The organism is Mycoplasmopsis iners ATCC 19705 (assembly GCF_000701805.1).
Classification (GTDB): domain Bacteria; phylum Bacillota_I; class Bacilli_A; order Mycoplasmatales; family Metamycoplasmataceae; genus Mycoplasmopsis; species Mycoplasmopsis iners.
Map to the genome: position 1 here is coordinate 12,311 of NZ_JNJW01000005.1, position 18,227 is coordinate 30,537.

At 28.4% G+C, this 18,227-nt stretch carries 18 protein-coding genes and 2 tRNA genes; 11 read left to right on the plus strand and 9 right to left on the minus strand.

Annotation, left to right across the window (positions count from 1 at the left end; genetic code table 4):
* Window positions 1-43: 43 nt before the first annotated feature.
* From atpD to T395_RS03525, 3 genes are all read left to right on the plus strand, one after another.
* Window positions 44-1,501, plus strand: coding sequence for a F0F1 ATP synthase subunit beta (atpD, locus tag T395_RS0101760; protein ID WP_029512786.1), 1,458 nt, complete (start codon window positions 44-46; stop codon window positions 1,499-1,501).
* On the plus strand, window positions 1,501-1,914 hold the full coding sequence (gene atpC, locus T395_RS0101765) for an ATP synthase F1 subunit epsilon (protein ID WP_029512787.1): 414 nt from the start codon (window positions 1,501-1,503) through the stop codon (window positions 1,912-1,914). Before atpD ends, atpC begins: the two co-directional genes overlap by 1 nt.
* Window positions 1,915-1,978: 64 nt before the next feature.
* Window positions 1,979-3,784, plus strand: coding sequence for an MAG3240 family lipoprotein (locus tag T395_RS03525; protein ID WP_051617799.1), 1,806 nt, complete (start codon window positions 1,979-1,981; stop codon window positions 3,782-3,784).
* A gap of 74 nt (window positions 3,785-3,858) precedes the next feature.
* Here the strand turns inward: T395_RS03525 and rnc are convergent, their stop codons facing one another.
* Genes rnc through T395_RS0101790 form a run of 4 tightly spaced genes read right to left on the minus strand, consistent with a single transcriptional unit; the run spans window position 3,859 to window position 7,438 of the window.
* On the minus strand, window positions 3,859-4,542 hold the full coding sequence (gene rnc / locus T395_RS0101775; RefSeq protein WP_029512789.1) for a ribonuclease III: 684 nt from the start codon (window positions 4,540-4,542) through the stop codon (window positions 3,859-3,861).
* Entirely contained in the window at window positions 4,532-5,527 is a 996-nt protein-coding gene (gene plsX, locus T395_RS0101780) for a phosphate acyltransferase PlsX (RefSeq protein WP_029512790.1), read from the minus strand. Before plsX ends, rnc begins: the two co-directional genes overlap by 11 nt.
* Before the next feature lie 8 nt (window positions 5,528-5,535).
* Complete coding sequence (locus tag T395_RS0101785; RefSeq protein WP_029512791.1) at window positions 5,536-7,158, minus strand: DAK2 domain-containing protein; 1,623 nt, start codon at window positions 7,156-7,158, stop codon at window positions 5,536-5,538.
* Window positions 7,151-7,438, minus strand: coding sequence for a hypothetical protein (locus tag T395_RS0101790; RefSeq protein ID WP_029512792.1), 288 nt, complete (start codon window positions 7,436-7,438; stop codon window positions 7,151-7,153). The genes T395_RS0101785 and T395_RS0101790 overlap by 8 nt, the downstream gene beginning before the upstream one ends.
* A gap of 149 nt (window positions 7,439-7,587) precedes the next feature.
* Here T395_RS0101790 and T395_RS0101795 point away from each other — a divergent pair, with 149 nt between their 5' ends.
* The 5 genes from T395_RS0101795 (at window position 7,588) to T395_RS0101815 (ending at window position 12,433) form a co-directional block, all read left to right on the plus strand.
* The gene (locus T395_RS0101795; protein ID WP_029512793.1) at window positions 7,588-8,316 is read left to right on the plus strand and encodes a DNA repair protein RecO C-terminal domain-containing protein; all 729 of its coding nucleotides are present in this window, start codon (window positions 7,588-7,590) and stop codon (window positions 8,314-8,316) included.
* Window positions 8,309-9,139, plus strand: coding sequence for an MAGa3780 family membrane protein (locus tag T395_RS0101800; protein WP_029512794.1), 831 nt, complete (start codon window positions 8,309-8,311; stop codon window positions 9,137-9,139). The genes T395_RS0101795 and T395_RS0101800 overlap by 8 nt, the downstream gene beginning before the upstream one ends.
* A gap of 124 nt (window positions 9,140-9,263) precedes the next feature.
* Window positions 9,264-10,232 (plus strand): bifunctional oligoribonuclease/PAP phosphatase NrnA, encoded by a 969-nt coding sequence (locus T395_RS0101805; protein WP_029512795.1) that lies wholly within the window; start codon window positions 9,264-9,266, stop codon window positions 10,230-10,232.
* A 1-nt stretch (window position 10,233) separates the two neighbouring features.
* Entirely contained in the window at window positions 10,234-11,214 is a 981-nt protein-coding gene (locus T395_RS0101810) for a bifunctional oligoribonuclease/PAP phosphatase NrnA (protein WP_029512796.1), read from the plus strand.
* Between the two features lie 28 nt (window positions 11,215-11,242).
* Entirely contained in the window at window positions 11,243-12,433 is a 1,191-nt protein-coding gene (locus tag T395_RS0101815; RefSeq protein ID WP_029512797.1) for a phosphopentomutase, read from the plus strand.
* Between the two features lie 79 nt (window positions 12,434-12,512).
* Here T395_RS0101815 and rplL read toward each other — a convergent pair whose 3' ends face one another.
* Together rplL and rplJ are read right to left on the minus strand one after the other, a co-directional pair.
* Window positions 12,513-12,884, minus strand: coding sequence for a 50S ribosomal protein L7/L12 (gene rplL / locus T395_RS0101820; protein WP_029512798.1), 372 nt, complete (start codon window positions 12,882-12,884; stop codon window positions 12,513-12,515).
* 24 nt (window positions 12,885-12,908) lie between these two features.
* On the minus strand, window positions 12,909-13,421 hold the full coding sequence (gene rplJ, locus T395_RS0101825) for a 50S ribosomal protein L10 (RefSeq protein WP_029512799.1): 513 nt from the start codon (window positions 13,419-13,421) through the stop codon (window positions 12,909-12,911).
* A gap of 306 nt (window positions 13,422-13,727) precedes the next feature.
* Here rplJ and T395_RS0101830 point away from each other — a divergent pair.
* Together T395_RS0101830 and T395_RS0101835 are read left to right on the plus strand one after the other, a co-directional pair.
* A tRNA-Cys gene (locus tag T395_RS0101830) sits at window positions 13,728-13,804 on the plus strand.
* 3 nt (window positions 13,805-13,807) lie between these two features.
* Window positions 13,808-13,884 (plus strand) — tRNA-Arg (locus T395_RS0101835).
* 5 nt (window positions 13,885-13,889) lie between these two features.
* On the opposite strand, the gene T395_RS0101840 is transcribed toward T395_RS0101835, so the two are convergent.
* The 3 genes from T395_RS0101840 to recA all read right to left on the minus strand — a co-directional run bounded on the left by T395_RS0101840 (window position 13,890) and on the right by recA (window position 16,923).
* Window positions 13,890-15,311 carry an MAG0480 family ComEC-like protein gene (locus tag T395_RS0101840; RefSeq protein WP_156933072.1) on the minus strand — a complete coding sequence of 474 codons (1,422 nt, stop codon included), beginning with the start codon at window positions 15,309-15,311 and terminating at the stop codon, window positions 13,890-13,892.
* Window positions 15,236-15,715: an MAG0490 family ComEA-like DNA-binding protein gene (locus tag T395_RS03530; protein ID WP_156933073.1), complete on the minus strand. Its 480-nt coding sequence runs from the start codon at window positions 15,713-15,715 to the stop codon at window positions 15,236-15,238. Before T395_RS03530 ends, T395_RS0101840 begins: the two co-directional genes overlap by 76 nt.
* A 224-nt stretch (window positions 15,716-15,939) precedes the next feature.
* Window positions 15,940-16,923: a recombinase RecA gene (gene recA, locus T395_RS0101850; RefSeq protein ID WP_029512802.1), complete on the minus strand. Its 984-nt coding sequence runs from the start codon at window positions 16,921-16,923 to the stop codon at window positions 15,940-15,942.
* Window positions 16,924-17,161: 238 nt separating this feature from the next.
* On the opposite strand from recA, the gene T395_RS0101855 reads away from it, so the two are divergent.
* A complete protein-coding gene (locus T395_RS0101855) occupies window positions 17,162-18,127 on the plus strand; it encodes a hypothetical protein (RefSeq protein WP_029512803.1) in 966 nt (321 codons plus the stop codon).
* Window positions 18,128-18,227 lie beyond the last annotated feature (100 nt).

An 18,227-nucleotide genomic window follows, 5' to 3' on the forward strand; every position in this document is an offset into this window, starting at 1 on the left:
TGTTAATTCGCAATTAAATGCGACTAATTCTACTATAAACAAGATGAATAATAAAAACATGAATGTTGGTAAAATAGTCCAAATAGTTGGCCCCGTTGTTGATGTTAGATTTGAATTAGGTAAATTACCTGCCATTAATAATGCTTTGGTATTGGAAAACAATGGTGAAAAATTTACTTTTGAGGTTGCTCAACACATAGGGGATGAAACAGTTAGAACCATTGCAATGGTTTCAACAAATGGTCTTTCAAGAGGCTTGAATGTTTATGACACTGGCAAACCAATTAGTGTTCCAGTTGGTAATGCTATTTTAGGTAGAATGTTTAATGTTTTAGGTGATCCAATTGATTTATTACCTGAACCACAAACAGATGAATATAATTCAATTCATGCTCCAGCTCCAAGCTATGAAGATCAAAAAACAATTAGTGAAATTCTCGAAACTGGAATTAAAGTTATTGACTTATTGATTCCATATGCTAAAGGTGGAAAAATTGGTCTTTTCGGTGGAGCCGGCGTTGGTAAAACAGTTTTAGTTCAAGAATTAATTAACAATATTGCTACACAACATGGTGGTTTATCAGTTTTCGTTGGTGTTGGAGAACGTACACGTGAAGGTAATGACCTTTATCATGAAATGAAAGCAGCTGGCGTTTTAGATAAAACAGCTTTAGTTTTTGGTCAAATGAACGAACCTCCTGGCGCACGTATGAGAGTTGCTTTAACTGGTTTAACAATGGCGGAATATTTCCGTGATCAACAAAATCAAGATGTGCTTTTATTCATTGACAATATTTTCCGTTTTGTTCAAGCAGGTTCTGAAGTTAGTGCCTTATTAGGACGTATGCCTTCAGCTGTTGGTTATCAACCAACTTTAGCAACTGAAATGGGACAACTTCAAGAAAGAATTACATCAACACACAAAGGTTCAATTACATCTGTTCAAGCTGTCTATGTGCCAGCCGATGACTTAACTGACCCTGCTCCTGCTACAACATTTACTCACCTTGATGCCAAAACAGTTCTTGACCGTAATATAGCTGCTTTAGGTATTTATCCTGCTGTTGATCCGCTTGAATCTAACTCAAGATTGTTAGATCCATTAGTTGTTGGACAAGAGCACTATGATGTTGCCTATGGTGTTATTAGTATTTTGCAAAAATTCAAAGAATTACAAGATATTATAGCTATCTTAGGTATGGGTGAATTAAGTGAAGAAGATAAAACAACAGTTATTAGAGCACGTAGAATTAGAATTTTCTTATCGCAACCATTTACAGTTGCTGAAAAATTCTCAGGTAAAAAAGGTCAATATGTTAAATTAAGCGACACTATAAGAAGCTTTAAAGAAATTTTAGAAGGTAAATACGACAACTATCCAGAAGACTTATTCTTTTATGCTGGTTCGATTGAGGATGTTGAAGAAAGATATCAAGAATACCAAAAACAATTAGCACAAATCAATTCTTCAAATAATACTGAAGAAGAAAAAACAGAATAATGGCTAAAAAAACTTATTTAAAAATAATTACCGTTAATGGTATTTTCTATGAAGGAGAAGTTGAAGCGGTTAATTTAAAAACAAAAGATGGTGGGGCTATGACTATATTAGCCGACCACTCAACTTTTGTAAGTAACATTGACGTTTGCAAAATGACAATTAACTATCCTCATAGTGAAGATTACAAAATTTGTTCAATTGGCTCAGGTTTGCTTTATGTTGACGCCAAAAGCATTAAGATCATTACTGATGACATTATTTATGCAAGTGATATCAATATTAAAAGAGCAGAATCTGATAAAGAAGACTTGTTGAGAAAAATTCAACAAGTTAAAAACGAAAAAGAAAGAGCCATCTTTGAATACAAATTGCGTAAAGCAATCAATCGGATTGAGGTTTATAATAATAAATAAAAATGGCATTTTGCCATTTTTTAATATCATTTAATTAACGCCAAATTAAGTAGAATGGAAAATTATGAATAAAAAAATAATTAAATGATCATTTTTAGGAAGCAGTTTATTGCCAATTATTGCCCTGCCAATTAGTTGTCAGGATAAGCAAAATAACATTAAACTAATAAATTATTTAAATAATTTAAATATTCCTTCCAATTTGACTAAAGAACAATTAATTTATTTTGTTAATTATCAATTAGACCAAGACAACTTTAGTGAAGATCTAATTGATTTAAACATTAAAAACAATAAATTAGATTTATTGTTTGGCAACGGAATTGTAATTGAAAAAGACTATGAAACAGATCTTTTAGTTAAAAAAGATTCAGTTATTATTGAAAATGATAGTTATAAAATTTTAGATGAAGCTAATTTAACAAATATTGATGTTTTAACAGCATTTGCTCCTAAAAATTATGTAAATAAAAACGATTATCAAAATCAAATTTGAAGTGAACATAACCAATTTGGTTATTTATCAAATCAAGTTGTGCTTCCAAATTTACAATTATTAATTTATAAAGCGTTATCAAACAACCCACTTTTTATTAAAAATAAAAATGCAGTTGATAATCTTAGATTAACAGCATTTGCCAAGTCTTTGGAACAGCAAAAATATTTTTTAGACAGCTTAAATTTTTATCTAAAAAAATACCAATTCACTAGTGAAAAAGGCGAATTAGGCAAAGTACAAATGAGCAATATAGTATTAAATTCAGGATATTTATCAGCTAAATTTAGCTTTTGAAATCAAAAAAACACTGAAGAAATAGCACAACCAATTACTTTATATTTAGATGGTTTTTTTAATAATGAAACAGTTTATAAAAAATATCCTGATAAATTAACTAACCAAATACTTGATTTAAATGATAATAGCATTCATTTAAATGAACAATATAACAACCCTTTGATTAAATTCAAAAATAATATTTTAAATTTAATTGATTTTGACGCTACGATGCATAGTGGCATTTTATATAAACAATATAACATTAATTCTTTCAAATATTTGATTGATAATTGAAAAGAAATCTTTTTAATTGATAATTTGAACGACCAAAAACTCTATGAAATAGTTAATTTTGAATTCACCGATTTATTGAATAATAGTTATTCAATAGGTTTATTAAATGTGAAAGTTGGCGAAACTATTTATCCGTGATATTCAATTGATTTTACAGAACATAAACACTTGTTTAATGGTTTCTATATTAAAAATGAATTGGGCTTGCTTAACAAAAAAACCAGTGAAAATTACTTTTCTTATTCTACTTTGACAAAACAAAATGATCAGTTAGTTTATCCGCAAGGAATTGACGCAAATGCCTTTTTTGAAGCTAATTTAGAAGATATTGTTAATTTTGGAATTATGCAAAATGTTAACAATTTAGCAATGTGAAACAACTTTTCAATGTTTGAAGTAAGTCCAGAATATGTAATAAGCAACAAAGCAGAATTTGAGAAAAAATTGTCATTGATAATTTCACAACTTGTATTGTTGTATTACATTAAGAATTCAGATAACACCTTAATAAAAGAAGTAAAAATCACAATAGACCCAAACAATGATTTTTATAACGCGAATTACGATTTAGGTTCAATACCTATTAAAATCGACTTTATAGATCATAAAAATAATCAAATGTTAAATTTGAATAATCAGAATTTAACATTTGAATTAAAGGGCTTTAAAGGCACAAATTTTGCTCAAATAGATAGTAAAAAAGCTGAATTAGATAAATTAACTAACAAACAATATTTAGAAGAACCCATAAGCGGTCAAACACCCCCTTATTTAGTTAGAAAAAACCGGCAAAATTAATGCCGGTTTTTTAAATTGTTAAATCGAATATCAGATTAAATTTTACCATTTAAGCTATAAATAAGTCTAAATACCTATTTTTGTAATTTTTCAAGAGCATCTTTAGCTGCGTTCTCTTCAGCTTCAAGTTTACTTTTTCCAGAACCTTTTCCAAAGATATTTTCAGCATGAATAACCTTAGATTCAAATACTCCATCTTTTTGTATAGTTACATAATTGACAGCATGTTTTGAAAAACTTTGGATGTATTCTTGAAAAGTAGTTTTGGCATCTTTAAGATTTTCTTTGATTAATTTATCTGCCGAAGGGAATAAAGTGTGTTTTAGGAATTGATTTGTTTTTTCAATTCCTTGATCTAAATAAATTGCAGCGACTAATGATTCAAAAATATCAGCGCCAACTTTTTCAGATTTTTTCACTTCTAAAGACATTTGTCCAGGGGCAGTAAATAAAAAATTTCTTAAGTCTAAATTGAAAGAAATTTCATTTAAATTTTTAGTATTAACCATTTTTGAACGAAGTAAAGTTAAATTACCTGGTCCAATGTGTTTGAATCTTTTTAATAAATAATTAGAAACTAAAAATTGCAAAATTGAATCGCCTAAAAATTCTAAAGTTTCATAGCTATTAATGTCTTTAAGACTATTTTTCTTGAAATTAGAGTGAGAAACATGTGTTAGAGCTTCACGATAAAAGGAATAAGTGTTTGGAAATATATTAAAATGTTGTAATAACTCTTTTAAACTATTAAATTTCATTAGGATTCAACTCTTTTTTGATTTTTGTTAAAAGATCATTTTCTAAGGCTAGTTTAATTTGACCAAGCGCACCTAAATAAGCCTTATCATCGCTCGAACCATGAGATTTAATTACTAAACCATTAACTCCAATAACTCAAGCTGCGCCAACATTTCTGTAATCTAAAGTTTCAGCAACATCATTAAATGCGCCTTTAAGGAAAAGATAACCAATTTTACGAATTGTTTTAGCCATAATTTTATCTTTTAGTAAATTTTTAAAAGATAAAATCGCACCTTCTAAGCTTTTTAGGACTAAGTTGCCACCATAACCATCAATTAATGCCACATCAGTAATAGCATTGAGTAAGTTTCTGCTTTCAATATAGCCTTGGTAATTTAGCGAAGTGTCGTTTTTAAGTAATTCATTGGCTTCTTTAGTAGTGTCTAAACCTTTATATTCTTCTGTTCCGATGTTTATTAAACCTATTTTTGGGTTTGCTTTTTTCATTAAAATTTGTGCAAAGATTTTTGCGATTTTAGCTCATTCATATATGTATTCGGCTTTTGTTTCTAAATTGGCGCCAACATCTAAAAGTAAAAATTTTTCACCTTTTATAGTAGGCATTATAGGCATAAAAGCTGGTCTAGAAATACCTTTAAGTCTTTTGCTTTTCAATGTAGCTGCAGCTAAATATAATCCAGAATCTCCAGAAGATAAAATAGCATCAACTTGATTATTAGCCAAAAGATCAAAAGCTCGATTCATTGATGTAGGCTCTTGAAGTGCTTGACGAATATTTTTTTTGTCTTGAGAGACTAGATTATTATCAATAATAAATACATTTTTTGGCATTTCGTCTTTGTAAAATTCTCTAATTTCATTTTCAGGACCGATCAAAGTAATTTCAAAATTAGGGTTCAATTTAAGAAAATTGCTGGTTGCAATTAAACCAGCAGTTATCCCGTTATCATTCCCATTTAAATCAAAGGCAATTTTAAACATTTTTTCTCCTATTCAAAACTAATTAAGAAATGATATGTTGGTTGGTTGCCATGTACAATTTCTACTTCAACATCATATTCATTGATAATAAAGTTTTGTAGTTCGCTAACATCAGCTTCAGTTACATCATTACCATAGTAAATTGTGATTAATTCTGTGCTGTTGTTAATTGTTTTTTTAATTAATTGTTGAGCCGCTTCAATGTAAGTGTCATTAGAAGTAATAATTTTAGAATCGGCAATACCAATAAATTGTCCTTCTTTAATTTTTACTCCATGCAATTTAGTGTTTCTTACTGCACGAGTGACTTCGCCTGTAACAACTAACTTAATTGCATCTTTCATGATTTCTTCATTATCTTTAGCATTTGTTTCTTTATCGAAGTTTAATAAAGCAACAATTCCTTGAACTTGACTCTTAGTTGGAATAACTCACACTCTCTTATCTTGAATAGTATGAGCAGCTTGTTGAGCTGTAAGGAAAATGTTTGAATTATTAGGCAACACAAAAACATTTTTCGCATTAACCATATTGATAGCATCAATTATTTCTTTTGCCGAAGGGTTTTGAGTTTGACCGCTTTCAATTATTGCATCAGCACCTAAATCATTCATTCTTTGGATAATACCAGAACCCAAATTACATGAAATAATTCCACATTCATTTAATTCACCATTTGAACTATTTAAAAGAATGTTTTTGTTTTTTGATTCACTTGCTTGTTTAGTCATGTTTTCTGACTTAATTTTGGCAAATTCACCATATTTTTGAGCCAAATTAAGCATATCACCGGGTTTTAATGTGTGGCCATGAACTTTAACAATATCATCATCTTGAACAACAACTAATGAATTAGCTTTTTTATGTAATGCTTTTTCAAACATTTTAAGATTAAATTCTACATTTTTATTTAACTCTAAAATAAATTCAGTGCAATAACCAAATTCACCGTCATAAACCTCATTGTCACTAACAAATTTTTCAATTTCTTCAGTTTCAGTTGATATTTCGACTTTTTCACCTTTTACTAATTTATCCATACCAACAAGAACAGTATAGAAGCCTTCGCCACCTGAATCAGTAACACCAACTTCTCTTAAAACTTTTAATTTGTTTGGGGTGTTATCACATGCTTTTCTAGCAAAAGACACTGCCAAAGCAAAAAAGTCTTCAAATGTTGTTTGCTCATTAACAACTTTTTCTAATTCTTCTGTTGTTTCTCTAATAACAGTTAAGATTGTTCCTTCAATAGGTTTTAAAACTGATGAATAAGCTTTTTTAGTTGCTTGTTTAAAACCTTCTAATAAACCTAAAACATCAACAACAGATTTATTTTCAAAACCAATGGCAAAACCTTTAAAAATTTGGCTTAAGATAACTCCTGAATTACCTCTAGCACCAAAAAGCATGCTTTTAGCTATTTGAGCAGAAACTTCGCCTAGATTATCTGAATTTATTTTTGGCATGATATCAACAGCTGATTGTACAGTGTGTGACATATTAGTTCCTGTATCTCCATCAGGCACAGGGAACACATTTAAAGCATCAATTCTATTTTTCGCGTTAATTAAATTGTTAGCGCCTGACAGCACAAGCTGGGCAAACATTTTTCCATCAATCTGTTTAATCATTAGCAATTCCTTCTATAATAATGTTTATTTTTCCTAAGTTAAGTTTTTCTTTTTTTAATTTGTATTTTAGTAGCGAATGTATTGAATTTAAAACATCTTTGCAATTTGTGTTTTTAAGCAAAATTAATGAGGCTGAAAAATTTCAATTATCATTAATTTTTTCAGCTTTGATTTTTTCATGTGAACATTCTAGATCATTTTGTAAACACATAATTTGGGCAATTCCAGGTGTAGATTCTAAAGCATCCAAAAAGATCTTTAAAACATTATCCTTTTCCATAATAACAATTTCTCCATTAATTTCAATTTTTAGTTATTGTATTTTATCAAAAAGCATTAATATATAATTAAAATTAATATTAAATAATAATGATTAATTTATCAAATAATTAATATTTATTACTAACTTAATGATTTAATGAGGGTTATATGGCTGAAACAATAAAGAAAGTTATTCTGCTTGATATTAGAGAATCATCTGAAAATCCTAATGACGCCAATATTCAAGTTATGGACGAAAACCATTGTTTTTGATTGACGGCTAAAGGTATAAATAAGCCAAATTCGAAAAATAGAAGTAATTTGTTAATTGGCTCTTTAATTGAAATTGAATATTTTTCAGCAAGGTTAAGAGACAAAACAAGTAAACTAAAAAAAGCCCATTTGTTGTCTGATATTGATTACAATAATTCAGCCTTATTAAAGTTTTTACAAAAAATCATAATTTTTTTAAAACAGTTCGCTCATTACCCGACGAAAAATATTTTTTTTAAATATCAAGAATTGTTAGAATTTATTAATGATTTAAATTCTGCTCAATATTTATTTACTAAAACTTATTTAGTTCATTCATTGTTAAAACCATTAGGTTTAGAGCCTAATTATTATCAATGTCATGTTTGTGGCAGAAAAGATCAAATAGTGTTTTTCGACTATAATAAAGGTGGATTCGAATGTCAAGAACATTCAAACGGTTATAAATTACCCACTCACTTATTAGCTAACTTTTTTAATGCTGATCATAATTTTCATGATTACTTGACTAAAACAACTTTAGAAATTGATACTTTTATTTACACAAAAGTTTTACAATATTTAAAAAACAATGGCTTATTTATTGATTGAGAGCCAATGAAAGGAATAAAGAAAAATGACTAAATTTATACAAAAAATCAAAAAGGATTGAAAGAAAACTCAATATATTAATTTTTCATTTGTTATCCTAATGGCAATTTTAATGATTGCGGGCATACTGATTAATTGAGTTGTAAAAACACAAGATTATATTGCTTCAATCAATAAATTAAGTGTTGAAAACCAAAGAGAATTAATTAAATTAGATTTATTACCCAAATTAATAAGCAATTATTGAGGCTACACTTCAACTTTTACCTATTTATCAAACACTTTTTTAATTTTGGCATTTGGTTTTTTAACTTTTCTACCTAAAAAAAGCTTCGCACAAAAAATGGCGTTTTTAGCAACAGTTTATATCACGATTACATTTGTTGTGTTTTGAACTTTAATTTTCCCAGATAGTCTTAAAAAAGGAGTGTATTCAATTCCTAATTTTATAGCTTCTGTGTTAATCCACTTTGTTAACCCTGCCATAGGTTTTGGATTATTAATTTTAAATAGAAAGCATGTTGAAATTTCTAAAAAAACAATTTGACTTTCATTTATTCCTTTGATTATTTTCTATCTTTTCGCTTTATGTTCATTCTTAATTGGGCAATCAACAGTACAACATTTAAGTGAAGCAAATAGTGAAAACGCAAACTTATATAATAAACTACATTTACAAGTTTATGCATTCTTAAATTTTGCTAAACCACTATTTTATAGTGGTGAAAATAAAATTGTTGTTGTTTTATTAAACATTTTAATTGTAGTTGTAGGTTTAATTTTAACCCCTGCTTTAGGTTTAGCTTGAAAACACAGTTTAAAAATTAAATATCAAAATTTTATTAAAAATAATTAACGCCAAAAACATAAACATAGACATATTAGCTCTATGTTTTTTATTTATTAATGTTTATTAATTATTTATTAAATATTTATAATTTATAGATAGATATATTAATTTAAAAATTAAGGAGAATAATATGCAAATAGGATCAAGCAAAATAGCTATTGAAGCTATTGAAAAATACGATAATATTATCATTTTTCATCACATTAGGCCTGACGGTGACTGTTTAGGAAGTCAAGCAGGTTTGGCAGAATTAATTAGACAAAATTTCCCAAATAAAAAGGTTTATACACCAGGGGATAATGCGCATGTTTTTGATTTTATGAACTATCACTTTGACAAAATTGAAGATATAGACTTTACAAATTCATTAGGAATTGTAGTTGATGCTTCATCAAGCGATAGAATTGAGTGCGCACAATTACTTTTAGAAAAAAGAATGACAGCAACTTTAAGAGTTGATCACCACCCAAACGATAGTGATATTAAATATGACTATTTATGAGTTGATGAACATTATGTGGCTGCTGCTGAAATGATTGCAAAAATAGCATATGATGCCAACTGAAAAGTTTCAACTAAAGCTGCTGAACACATTTATTTAGGTATGGTTACAGACAGCAATAGATTCATGTACCCTGATACATCATCTAGAACCCACCAATTAGTTTCATTTTTATATGATAAAGGTGGTTTAAATCCATCTTGAATTTTTCATGAATTAAACAAACGTTCATTAAACGACATTAAATTTAGTGGTGAAATTTTGAAAAATTTCAAAAAAGATGGCAGAGTATTATATTTTGAAATTAAAGAAGATTTAATGAACCAATATGGTTTTGACAGTCTTAAAGCTGCTTCATTTGTTAATGAATTAGCAAACATCGAAGATAACTCATGTTGAGCCTTCTTTATTCAATTACCTGATGGCAAAATTAGAGGTAGATTAAGGTCTAATGGACCAAAAGTAAATGTTGTTGCTAACATTTATGGTGGTGGCGGACATGACAACGCTGCAGGAATTAGTCTTGATTCATTTGATCAAGTTCCAGAAGTATTGAATCATTTAAATCAAGCAATTAAGGATTGAGAAAATAAATAATATGCTTATTGGTTCTTGACAAGAAATAACTGAAAAAATTAAACAATATGATTCAATAGTAATTTTTCATCACATAAGGCCAGATGGCGATTGTTTAGGTAGCCAATTTGGCTTAAGAGAATTATTAAGAACAAATTATCCAAGTAAAAAAATTTATGCTGTTGGAGATAATAAAGGTACATTTAGTAGCTTTTTAGAATTTGATTTTGACAATTTACCTTCTAATGAAGAATTAAAAAAATCATTAGCAATTATTGTTGACGCAAATTTTAAAGAAAGAATTGAATGTAGACAACTTTTAGATGATGAATTATTCAGCGAAACAGTTAGAATTGATCATCACCCAAATGAAGATGATTTATATAATTGTACTCGTTGAGTTGATTCTTCACGTATAGCTGCTGCTGAAATGATAGCTGAATTAGCTTATCAAAATCAGTGAGTAGTCAGTGAAAAAGCAGCAACTTACACTTTCTTAGGAATAGTAACTGACAGTGGAAGATTTACTTACTCAAACACAACCGATAGAACACATGAATTAGTTGCATTTTTATATAAAAATGGCTTAAATTCTGAAAAAATATTCAGAGGTCTAGCCGAAACTTCTTTCGAAGACTTGAAATTGCAATCAATTCTTTTAGGTAACTTAAAAACAGTTGGTAAAGTAGCCTATACATCGATTGATTTAGAAACTATTAAATCATTAGGCAAAAAACCAACAGAAGTTGTTAGAGTTAATTTAATTGGTAATATTAAAAATTACCCATTATGAGTTCAATTTATCGAAGAAGAAGACGGCAGAATTAGAACAGAATATAGATCTAATGGTCCAATTGTAAGAAATGTAGCAGTTAAATGAGGTGGCGGAGGCCACGAAAGAGCTTCTGGTTCAATGTTAAATTCATTTGCGGACGTAGATGCTGTTATTCAAGATTGTAATCTTGAAGTCGAAAGATATTTTGACGAATTAAACAATAAATAAGCTTAATTAGCTTAAATAAGGAGAAAAAATGCCAAAATTTAAAAGAATTTTTATGATCGTTACTGATGGTTTAGGTATTGGACCAGATAGAGATCAAAAAGCTTTTGGAGACAAAGGAGCAAACACAATTCTTTCTGCTTCTAAATCTTCAATGTTCTTTATAGATACATGAAAAAAATTAGGAATTGGAAATATTACAACTCTTGAAGGTAACTATCATGTTAAAAAACCTATGGGTTATGTAGCTAGAGTTCAAGAAGTTTCAAATGCTAAAGATACATTAGCAGGTCACTGAGAAATGATGGGTATTAAAACCAATGTTCCATTCCCTACTTTTGCAGAAAATGGTTTCCCAGAAGATTTGATTAAAGAATTAGAAAAAGCTTTCGATGGAAGAAAAATAGTAGGAAATAAAGCAGCTTCTGGAACAGTAATTATTGATGAATTAGCTGAAGAACAAAAAAATAATGGTTCAATTATTGTTTATACTTCAAACGATTCAGTTTTACAAATTGCTGCTCATGAGGAATGAATAGGATTAGACAACCTTTATCGTTATGGTAAGTTGGCACGTGAAATTTGTTCATCTAAACCTGAATGAAATGTAGGTAGAATTATAGTTAGACCTTTCATTACAGGACCAGATGGAAAATATGTAAGAACATTTAACCGTCACGATTACGCTAATAAACCACCAAAACTTATTTTAAATTCATTACAAGATAAAGGAATTCCAACAATTAGTGTTGGTAAAATTAATGATATTTTTGTTGGTCAAGGTATTTCAAAACACTACCCTTCACAAGGTGATGCTGATGCTATGGACATTACAATTAAATTGGCAAGTGATCCAGAAACCAGTGGTTTAGTATTTACTAACTTAGTTCAATTCGATTCACACTACGGACACCGTAGAGATGTTAATGGATATGCTTCAAATATTGCCACATTAGACACTAAATTAGCCAAATTGATCAATGTAATGAATGAAGATGATTTATTAATTATGACTAGTGATCATGGAAATGATCCATTATACCCAGGATTTAATCACACTAGAGAATTATTACCTTTAACAATTTTTTCAAAATCATTTAAAGAACCAAAAGTTCTTCCAGATGTAAATGGTTTAGGTACTTCGGGAAATATTGTTGCTCGTAACTTTGAAGTTCCAATTGTTGTGGAAACAGGTGATGACATTTTTGATAAATTAATTTAGTAAAGAATGCGCTCTTAAATGCGCATTTTTTTTGCATAAAAAAATCATGCCTTAAGACATGATCAAAATAATTTATTAATTATTTAATGTCAACTGAAGCACCAGCTTCAACTAATTTAGCTTTAATTGATTCAGCTTCTGCTGGAGTAATGTTTTCTTTAACAACTGCTGGTAATGTTGAAACTAATTTGTTTGCGTCCATTAAAGGTAAGTTTAATAATTCTTTAACAGCTTTAACAATAGCTAATTTTTTACCATTGTCAGCAGCAATAACAACTGAAACTGATGATTTTTCTTCAGCTTCTGCGCCAGCTGCAGGAGCAGCAGCAACAGCAACTGCTGAAGGGTCAATACCAAATTCTTCTTTCATTGCTTCAACTAATTCCATAACTTCTTTAATTGACATTTCTTTTAAAGCTTCGATAAATGTTTGTTTTTCTAATTTAGCCATAATTTTCCTTTCAAATGAGATTTTTTAGTTTGTTTCTTCTTTCTTTTCGCTAATTAATTTTAATGAAAGTGAAACTTGTTGTAGTGGGCTCATAAGTGAACGAGCAAGAATTGTAAGAGCTTCTTCGTAGTTTGGTAATGTAGCAATTTCATTAACGCCTTTAGCATCAACCACTTTACCTTCGAAGATACCAGCTTTAGCAACTAATAATTTGTTTTCTTTTGCAAAAGCAGCTAAAACTTTAAATCCTGCTAATTCGTCATCTTTGCTAAATGCAAAAACGTTTGGTCCAACTAAGTGATTATTTAAATCTGAATGGTTAGCAGCATCAGCAGCTAGTTTGAAAAGACGGTTTTTGTAAATTTTAATTTCAACATTGCTTTTCTTAGCTAAAACACGAAGTTTTGTTAAATCAGCTACTGATAATCCACGATATTCTGCTACAACTAAAGATTTAGCATTTTGAAGTTTTTCAGTAATTTCTTTTACTGTTTCTTTTTTAACCAATCTGAAAGCAGATTCTTTAACTTGGTGCATATTTTCTCCTTTCATAATTTCTTGGCAATACTTAAAATGTAAGAAATACATTTGGCAACTTAATTAAGTTTTACAACCGTTGCTGTCTTTATGTATTGCGCTAATATTTTAATAGAAAATATATTTTTTAATAAAAATAAATATAAAAATATATAAATATATTATTTAGTAAGTTATGTACCAAAAAATTTAATTGATTTTTTACTTTTTTTTCTTATATATGTTTTTACTTTTTAAAAACTGATAGTATAATTAAATAGAAATTTTGCGGATATTTGTAAAATGGCTTATAATATTAAAGCTATTGGCACCATAGCCAAATTGGCCAAGGCAAAAGTCTGCAAAACTTTGATGTACGGGTTCGAGTCCCGTTGGTGCCTCCAAAAGATCCCATAGCTCAACTGGACAGAGCATTAGGTTACGGCCCTAAAGGTTAGGAGTTCGACTCTTCTTGGGATCGCCATATCATTAAACCACACGAAAGTGTGGTTTTTTGTTATTAATTTTTGTTTTCAAAAAATAAAAAAATAAATTAAGAACAGGAAAAAGCATCAAAGGATAAACATATAATCAAATGTAATTTATTTGATAATCTATTTTTATCATTGAATTTATTTTGGTAAATAAATGAATAATTTGATGAAGTATAAAAAATAGAAAATTCAGAAATTCTGGACTCCATCAAAATATCAAGGAAAATAAATAAAGAATTTGAATTATTGGCGCAATTAAAATAACTATAAATAAGCTTGAAAAGTTAAATGATTTGTTTAATATTAAGCTTGTTAAAACATTGATCATTGAAATTGCAAATATAGTTAAAATAAATCTTATTATTGAATTTTGAAGCACTTTTAATTTCTTGAATTGGCGTGTTAAAAAATTTAAATAAAAGCTATTTATGGTGGTTAATAAAAAGCTAATACTTAAAACTCATTTGGGATTAAGAAGAAAAATTATCGTCATAGAGTAAATTAAAGAGTCATATGCTTCAAGCACCCTTTTTCTTTTCTTTCTTGTTCAAAGCAAAATAAAAATTTTCATAAAAAATGCTCTTAATCCAGAAATAGGATTAATTAACAAGCAAAGATAAAATCAAATAACCACAAAGATAAAAGATTTATAAAGCACATCTATTTTTTTGTTTTTAAACTTGAAAAGAAAGGCAATTATCATTAAAACATCTATATGAAAGCCAGATACAACAACCATATGACTGATACTTAAATTTTTAAAATGATCATTAATCATTTGATTGCTTGAATTATTTAAACCGAACAATAATTTGCCTCAATAAGCATTAAAATAGCCTAATTGGACAAATTTGGTATGGCGAATATAATGCGATAAGCTAAATTCAGGATGAATAATTGACCGAAGAGATGGGTTGGTTAATTTATATTTGATGTTATGTTCTTTTACTCAATTAATTAACTTAGTATCAAAATGAAATTTCTCTATTTCACCGTCAATTATAATTTTAGAAAATTCTCTTATGTTTTGTCTTGTTATTGAAGGGGTGTTAAAGACAATTATTTTTTCGCCGTTTCAATTAATTAAAAAATAATTTTCTGTTGTTTTATAAACTGTACATTCAATCGAATAGTGTCCCCTTAATTCCGTTTTTGTAAAATTAAAAGACAATAAACCAACTATTAAATAGATTAATAGTATTAAGTAAATAAATTTAGCTTTTTTAATTATTAAAATAGTAATAATAGCCAAGTTAGGCCATACAAAAACGTATCAATGTTCACTAAATTGACACAATAAATAACTAAAAATAATTAGTAAGCAAAATAAACTAAAAGAATTTATAGTTTTATTATTTCTTGTAGTTTCTTTAAGGTTTTTTCACCAATTCCTTTTATCTGAAAAATATCTTCTCATGTAATATTACTATTCTTTTCTCTTCTTAAATTCAATAGTTTTGTAGCTATTGTTTTATTTATTCCGCGAATTGTTAATTGATCAATGCTATAAAGACTTGCTCACTCAATTAAAGACTTTGTATTCGTTTTAGACGGAACAAAAAGCTCAAAATTTTTGTCAATAATTTTGTTTCAATTGATTTTGTCAATGTCCGCATTACTTTTAAATTTGATTTTGTTTTTGATTTCTGCTAATTTCACAGGTTTAGCAAAACTTAGTTTAAGTGAATTTGCTATACAACCTTTAACTTTGATAGTAAAAGCCTCCTTTTTATCTTTTACTGGCTCAATTTTTTTCAATATCGTTGGGCTTGAGTTATAAATAATTGCGCTTGTTAGAACACTGGCAATACTTAAACTCAAACCTCCCAAAAAACACCAAACATATCTTTTCTTCATTTAATTCATTTAGCTTGAAAATATTAAAAACATTAAAAAATGAACAAAATATGAATTAATTGGCATTTTGTTCATGCGGAAATTAAAAAACAATGCAAAAACCGCAAAATATGATTGTTCACATTTTGCGGTAAAGTTAATTTGTCAATATTTTGATAAGAATTTTAACACCATAAATTATTTGTTTTTTATTCACTTGGTTTTAAAACAATATTTTCTATTTGGTTTTTAAATTCTAAGTTTTGTTCTAGCAATTCTCTTAAAGCTTTTTTACCTTGTGCAATATTTTTTTCTTCATAAGAGTATCAAGCACCTTTTTTGATGAAAACGCCTTTTTCAACGGCTAAATCGATTAATTCACTCAATGAATCAATGCCATTACCAAAAATAATTTGAGTTGTAAAACTCTTATAAGGTGGCGCAACTTTATTTTTTACTACTTTAATTTTTATTTCATTACCCGTGATATTTTTGCCATCAACAATTGATGTGCTTTTTCTCACATCCAAACGAAGCGAAGAATAAAATTTAAGCGCTCTACCACCAGTTGTTGTTTCTGGACTACCAAACATAACGCCAATTTTTTCTCTAATTTGATTAACAAAAATAATCGTTGTTTTATTTTTGTTTAAAGTAGCTGTTAGCTTTCTAAGTGCTTTAGACATTAATCTAGCTTGTGAACCAATGGTTTGTTCATGCATATCGCCATTTAATTCTGCTTCAGGGACTAACGCTGCTACACTATCTACAACTATAAGATCAATTGAACCTGATTTAGCTAAAATATCAACAATTTCTAATGCTTGTTCACCACTATCAGGCTGACTTAAAATTAATTGATCCAACTTAACACCTAAATTACTTGCATAAGCTGGGTCGACCGAATGTTCAGCATCAATAAATGCTGCCACACCACCTAATTTTTGAATTTCAGCAATCGCATGTAAACATAATGTTGTTTTGCCACTGCTTTCTGGACCGAATATTTCAATTATTCTGCCTTTTGGATAACCTCCAATACCAATTGCTTCATCTAATAAATAAGAACCACTAGAGAATGTTTCTATGTGTTCATTCAAGTCATCGTTACCTAAAAGCATAATAGCTTCTTCACCAAATTTTTTGGTTATTTCTTTAAGAGTGTTTTCAATTTGAATTTTATTTTTTTCCATGTTATCTATCTGCCTCCTAAAACATCTATGACTTTTTCTGAGCTTTGGTCCAAAAAGAGGACAAAATATGAATAAATTGGCGATTAGTTCATATTATTTTATAATTAATTAAAGATTTTCTTATTTTAAAGGAATACTATGAAAAAACTTATTTTTAAAAAACTTACTTTTGTGCCTTTAATTTTACCTTTTTTTGCCTTTTCAGCTTCATGCAACAATAAAAGTGAAACAAAAAAAAATGGAGCTAATTTCCAATGAATTAGGCAAATTAGCTCCAACAGAATTTATAGTTAATAATATAAAAAATAATGATGCAAAAGCAAATTTAAAACAATTCTTAAACCAATATTTTGTTATTTCAGAAGAGTTTAATCAACTTTTAAGTGAAGCAAATAGTGAACTTAAACATGTTGAAATAATTGATTCTAATACTATTCAATTAACAATAAATGGTGTAAATAATATACCAAACGAAGTGTTACTTAAAGAAGTTGGTCAAAATATAATAAATACTAAAAGCACTATAAATAAGGTTAATAAATCAATAATTGTTTTAGCAAACAATAAAGGCTTCGGTTTATATCCAACAACAATGAAAAACAAATTGGATCAACAAAACAGTTTGTTTGCTTATAAGAATATTATTGCCGAATATATTCAAGAAAACTTTGATGAAAATGTTTTTCCTGATTTTTTCAATCAAAAGTTCATATATTCAAGCAAGGATTCGAGCTTTATAGATAGAAACAGTAGTGAGAACGCTAGAATTGCTAAAATTGTGTTTTTAAGCGAAATTGTTGATAATCAACAAACCGAATTAAGCTTTTTCATAGATGATTTAGGCAAAAACAATGATTATGACATTAGCAATCCTGAAGGGAATAAATTGACCATCGGTCCTTACTATTTTTGAGATGATTCGCTCAAAATAGCAGGTAATTTTAAAACAACTAATAACAAAACAATTAGTCAAATTACCACCGAAATAAAAAATAAAAGAACAATGCAAGAACAAATTGAAATCTTGAAAAACTATGTTGATCTTGATTGGAAAATTGATGAACAATATGAATATTTTAGCAGCGCTAAAACACATTCTCACCCAAGCGAATTACACTATGTTTTTGGTCGCAGATTAAAAAATAATTTGAATGCTGACAGTGAAATAATTTCTGGCGTTATAAGCTTAGAAGAAACAAGTTAGGCTTATTTTATAACAAGGCTAAATAACCTTGTTATTTTTATTTTTGCCTATAAAACAGGCTTTTTAGCAATTTTACTTTTAAGCTAAGACCAAAATTAAA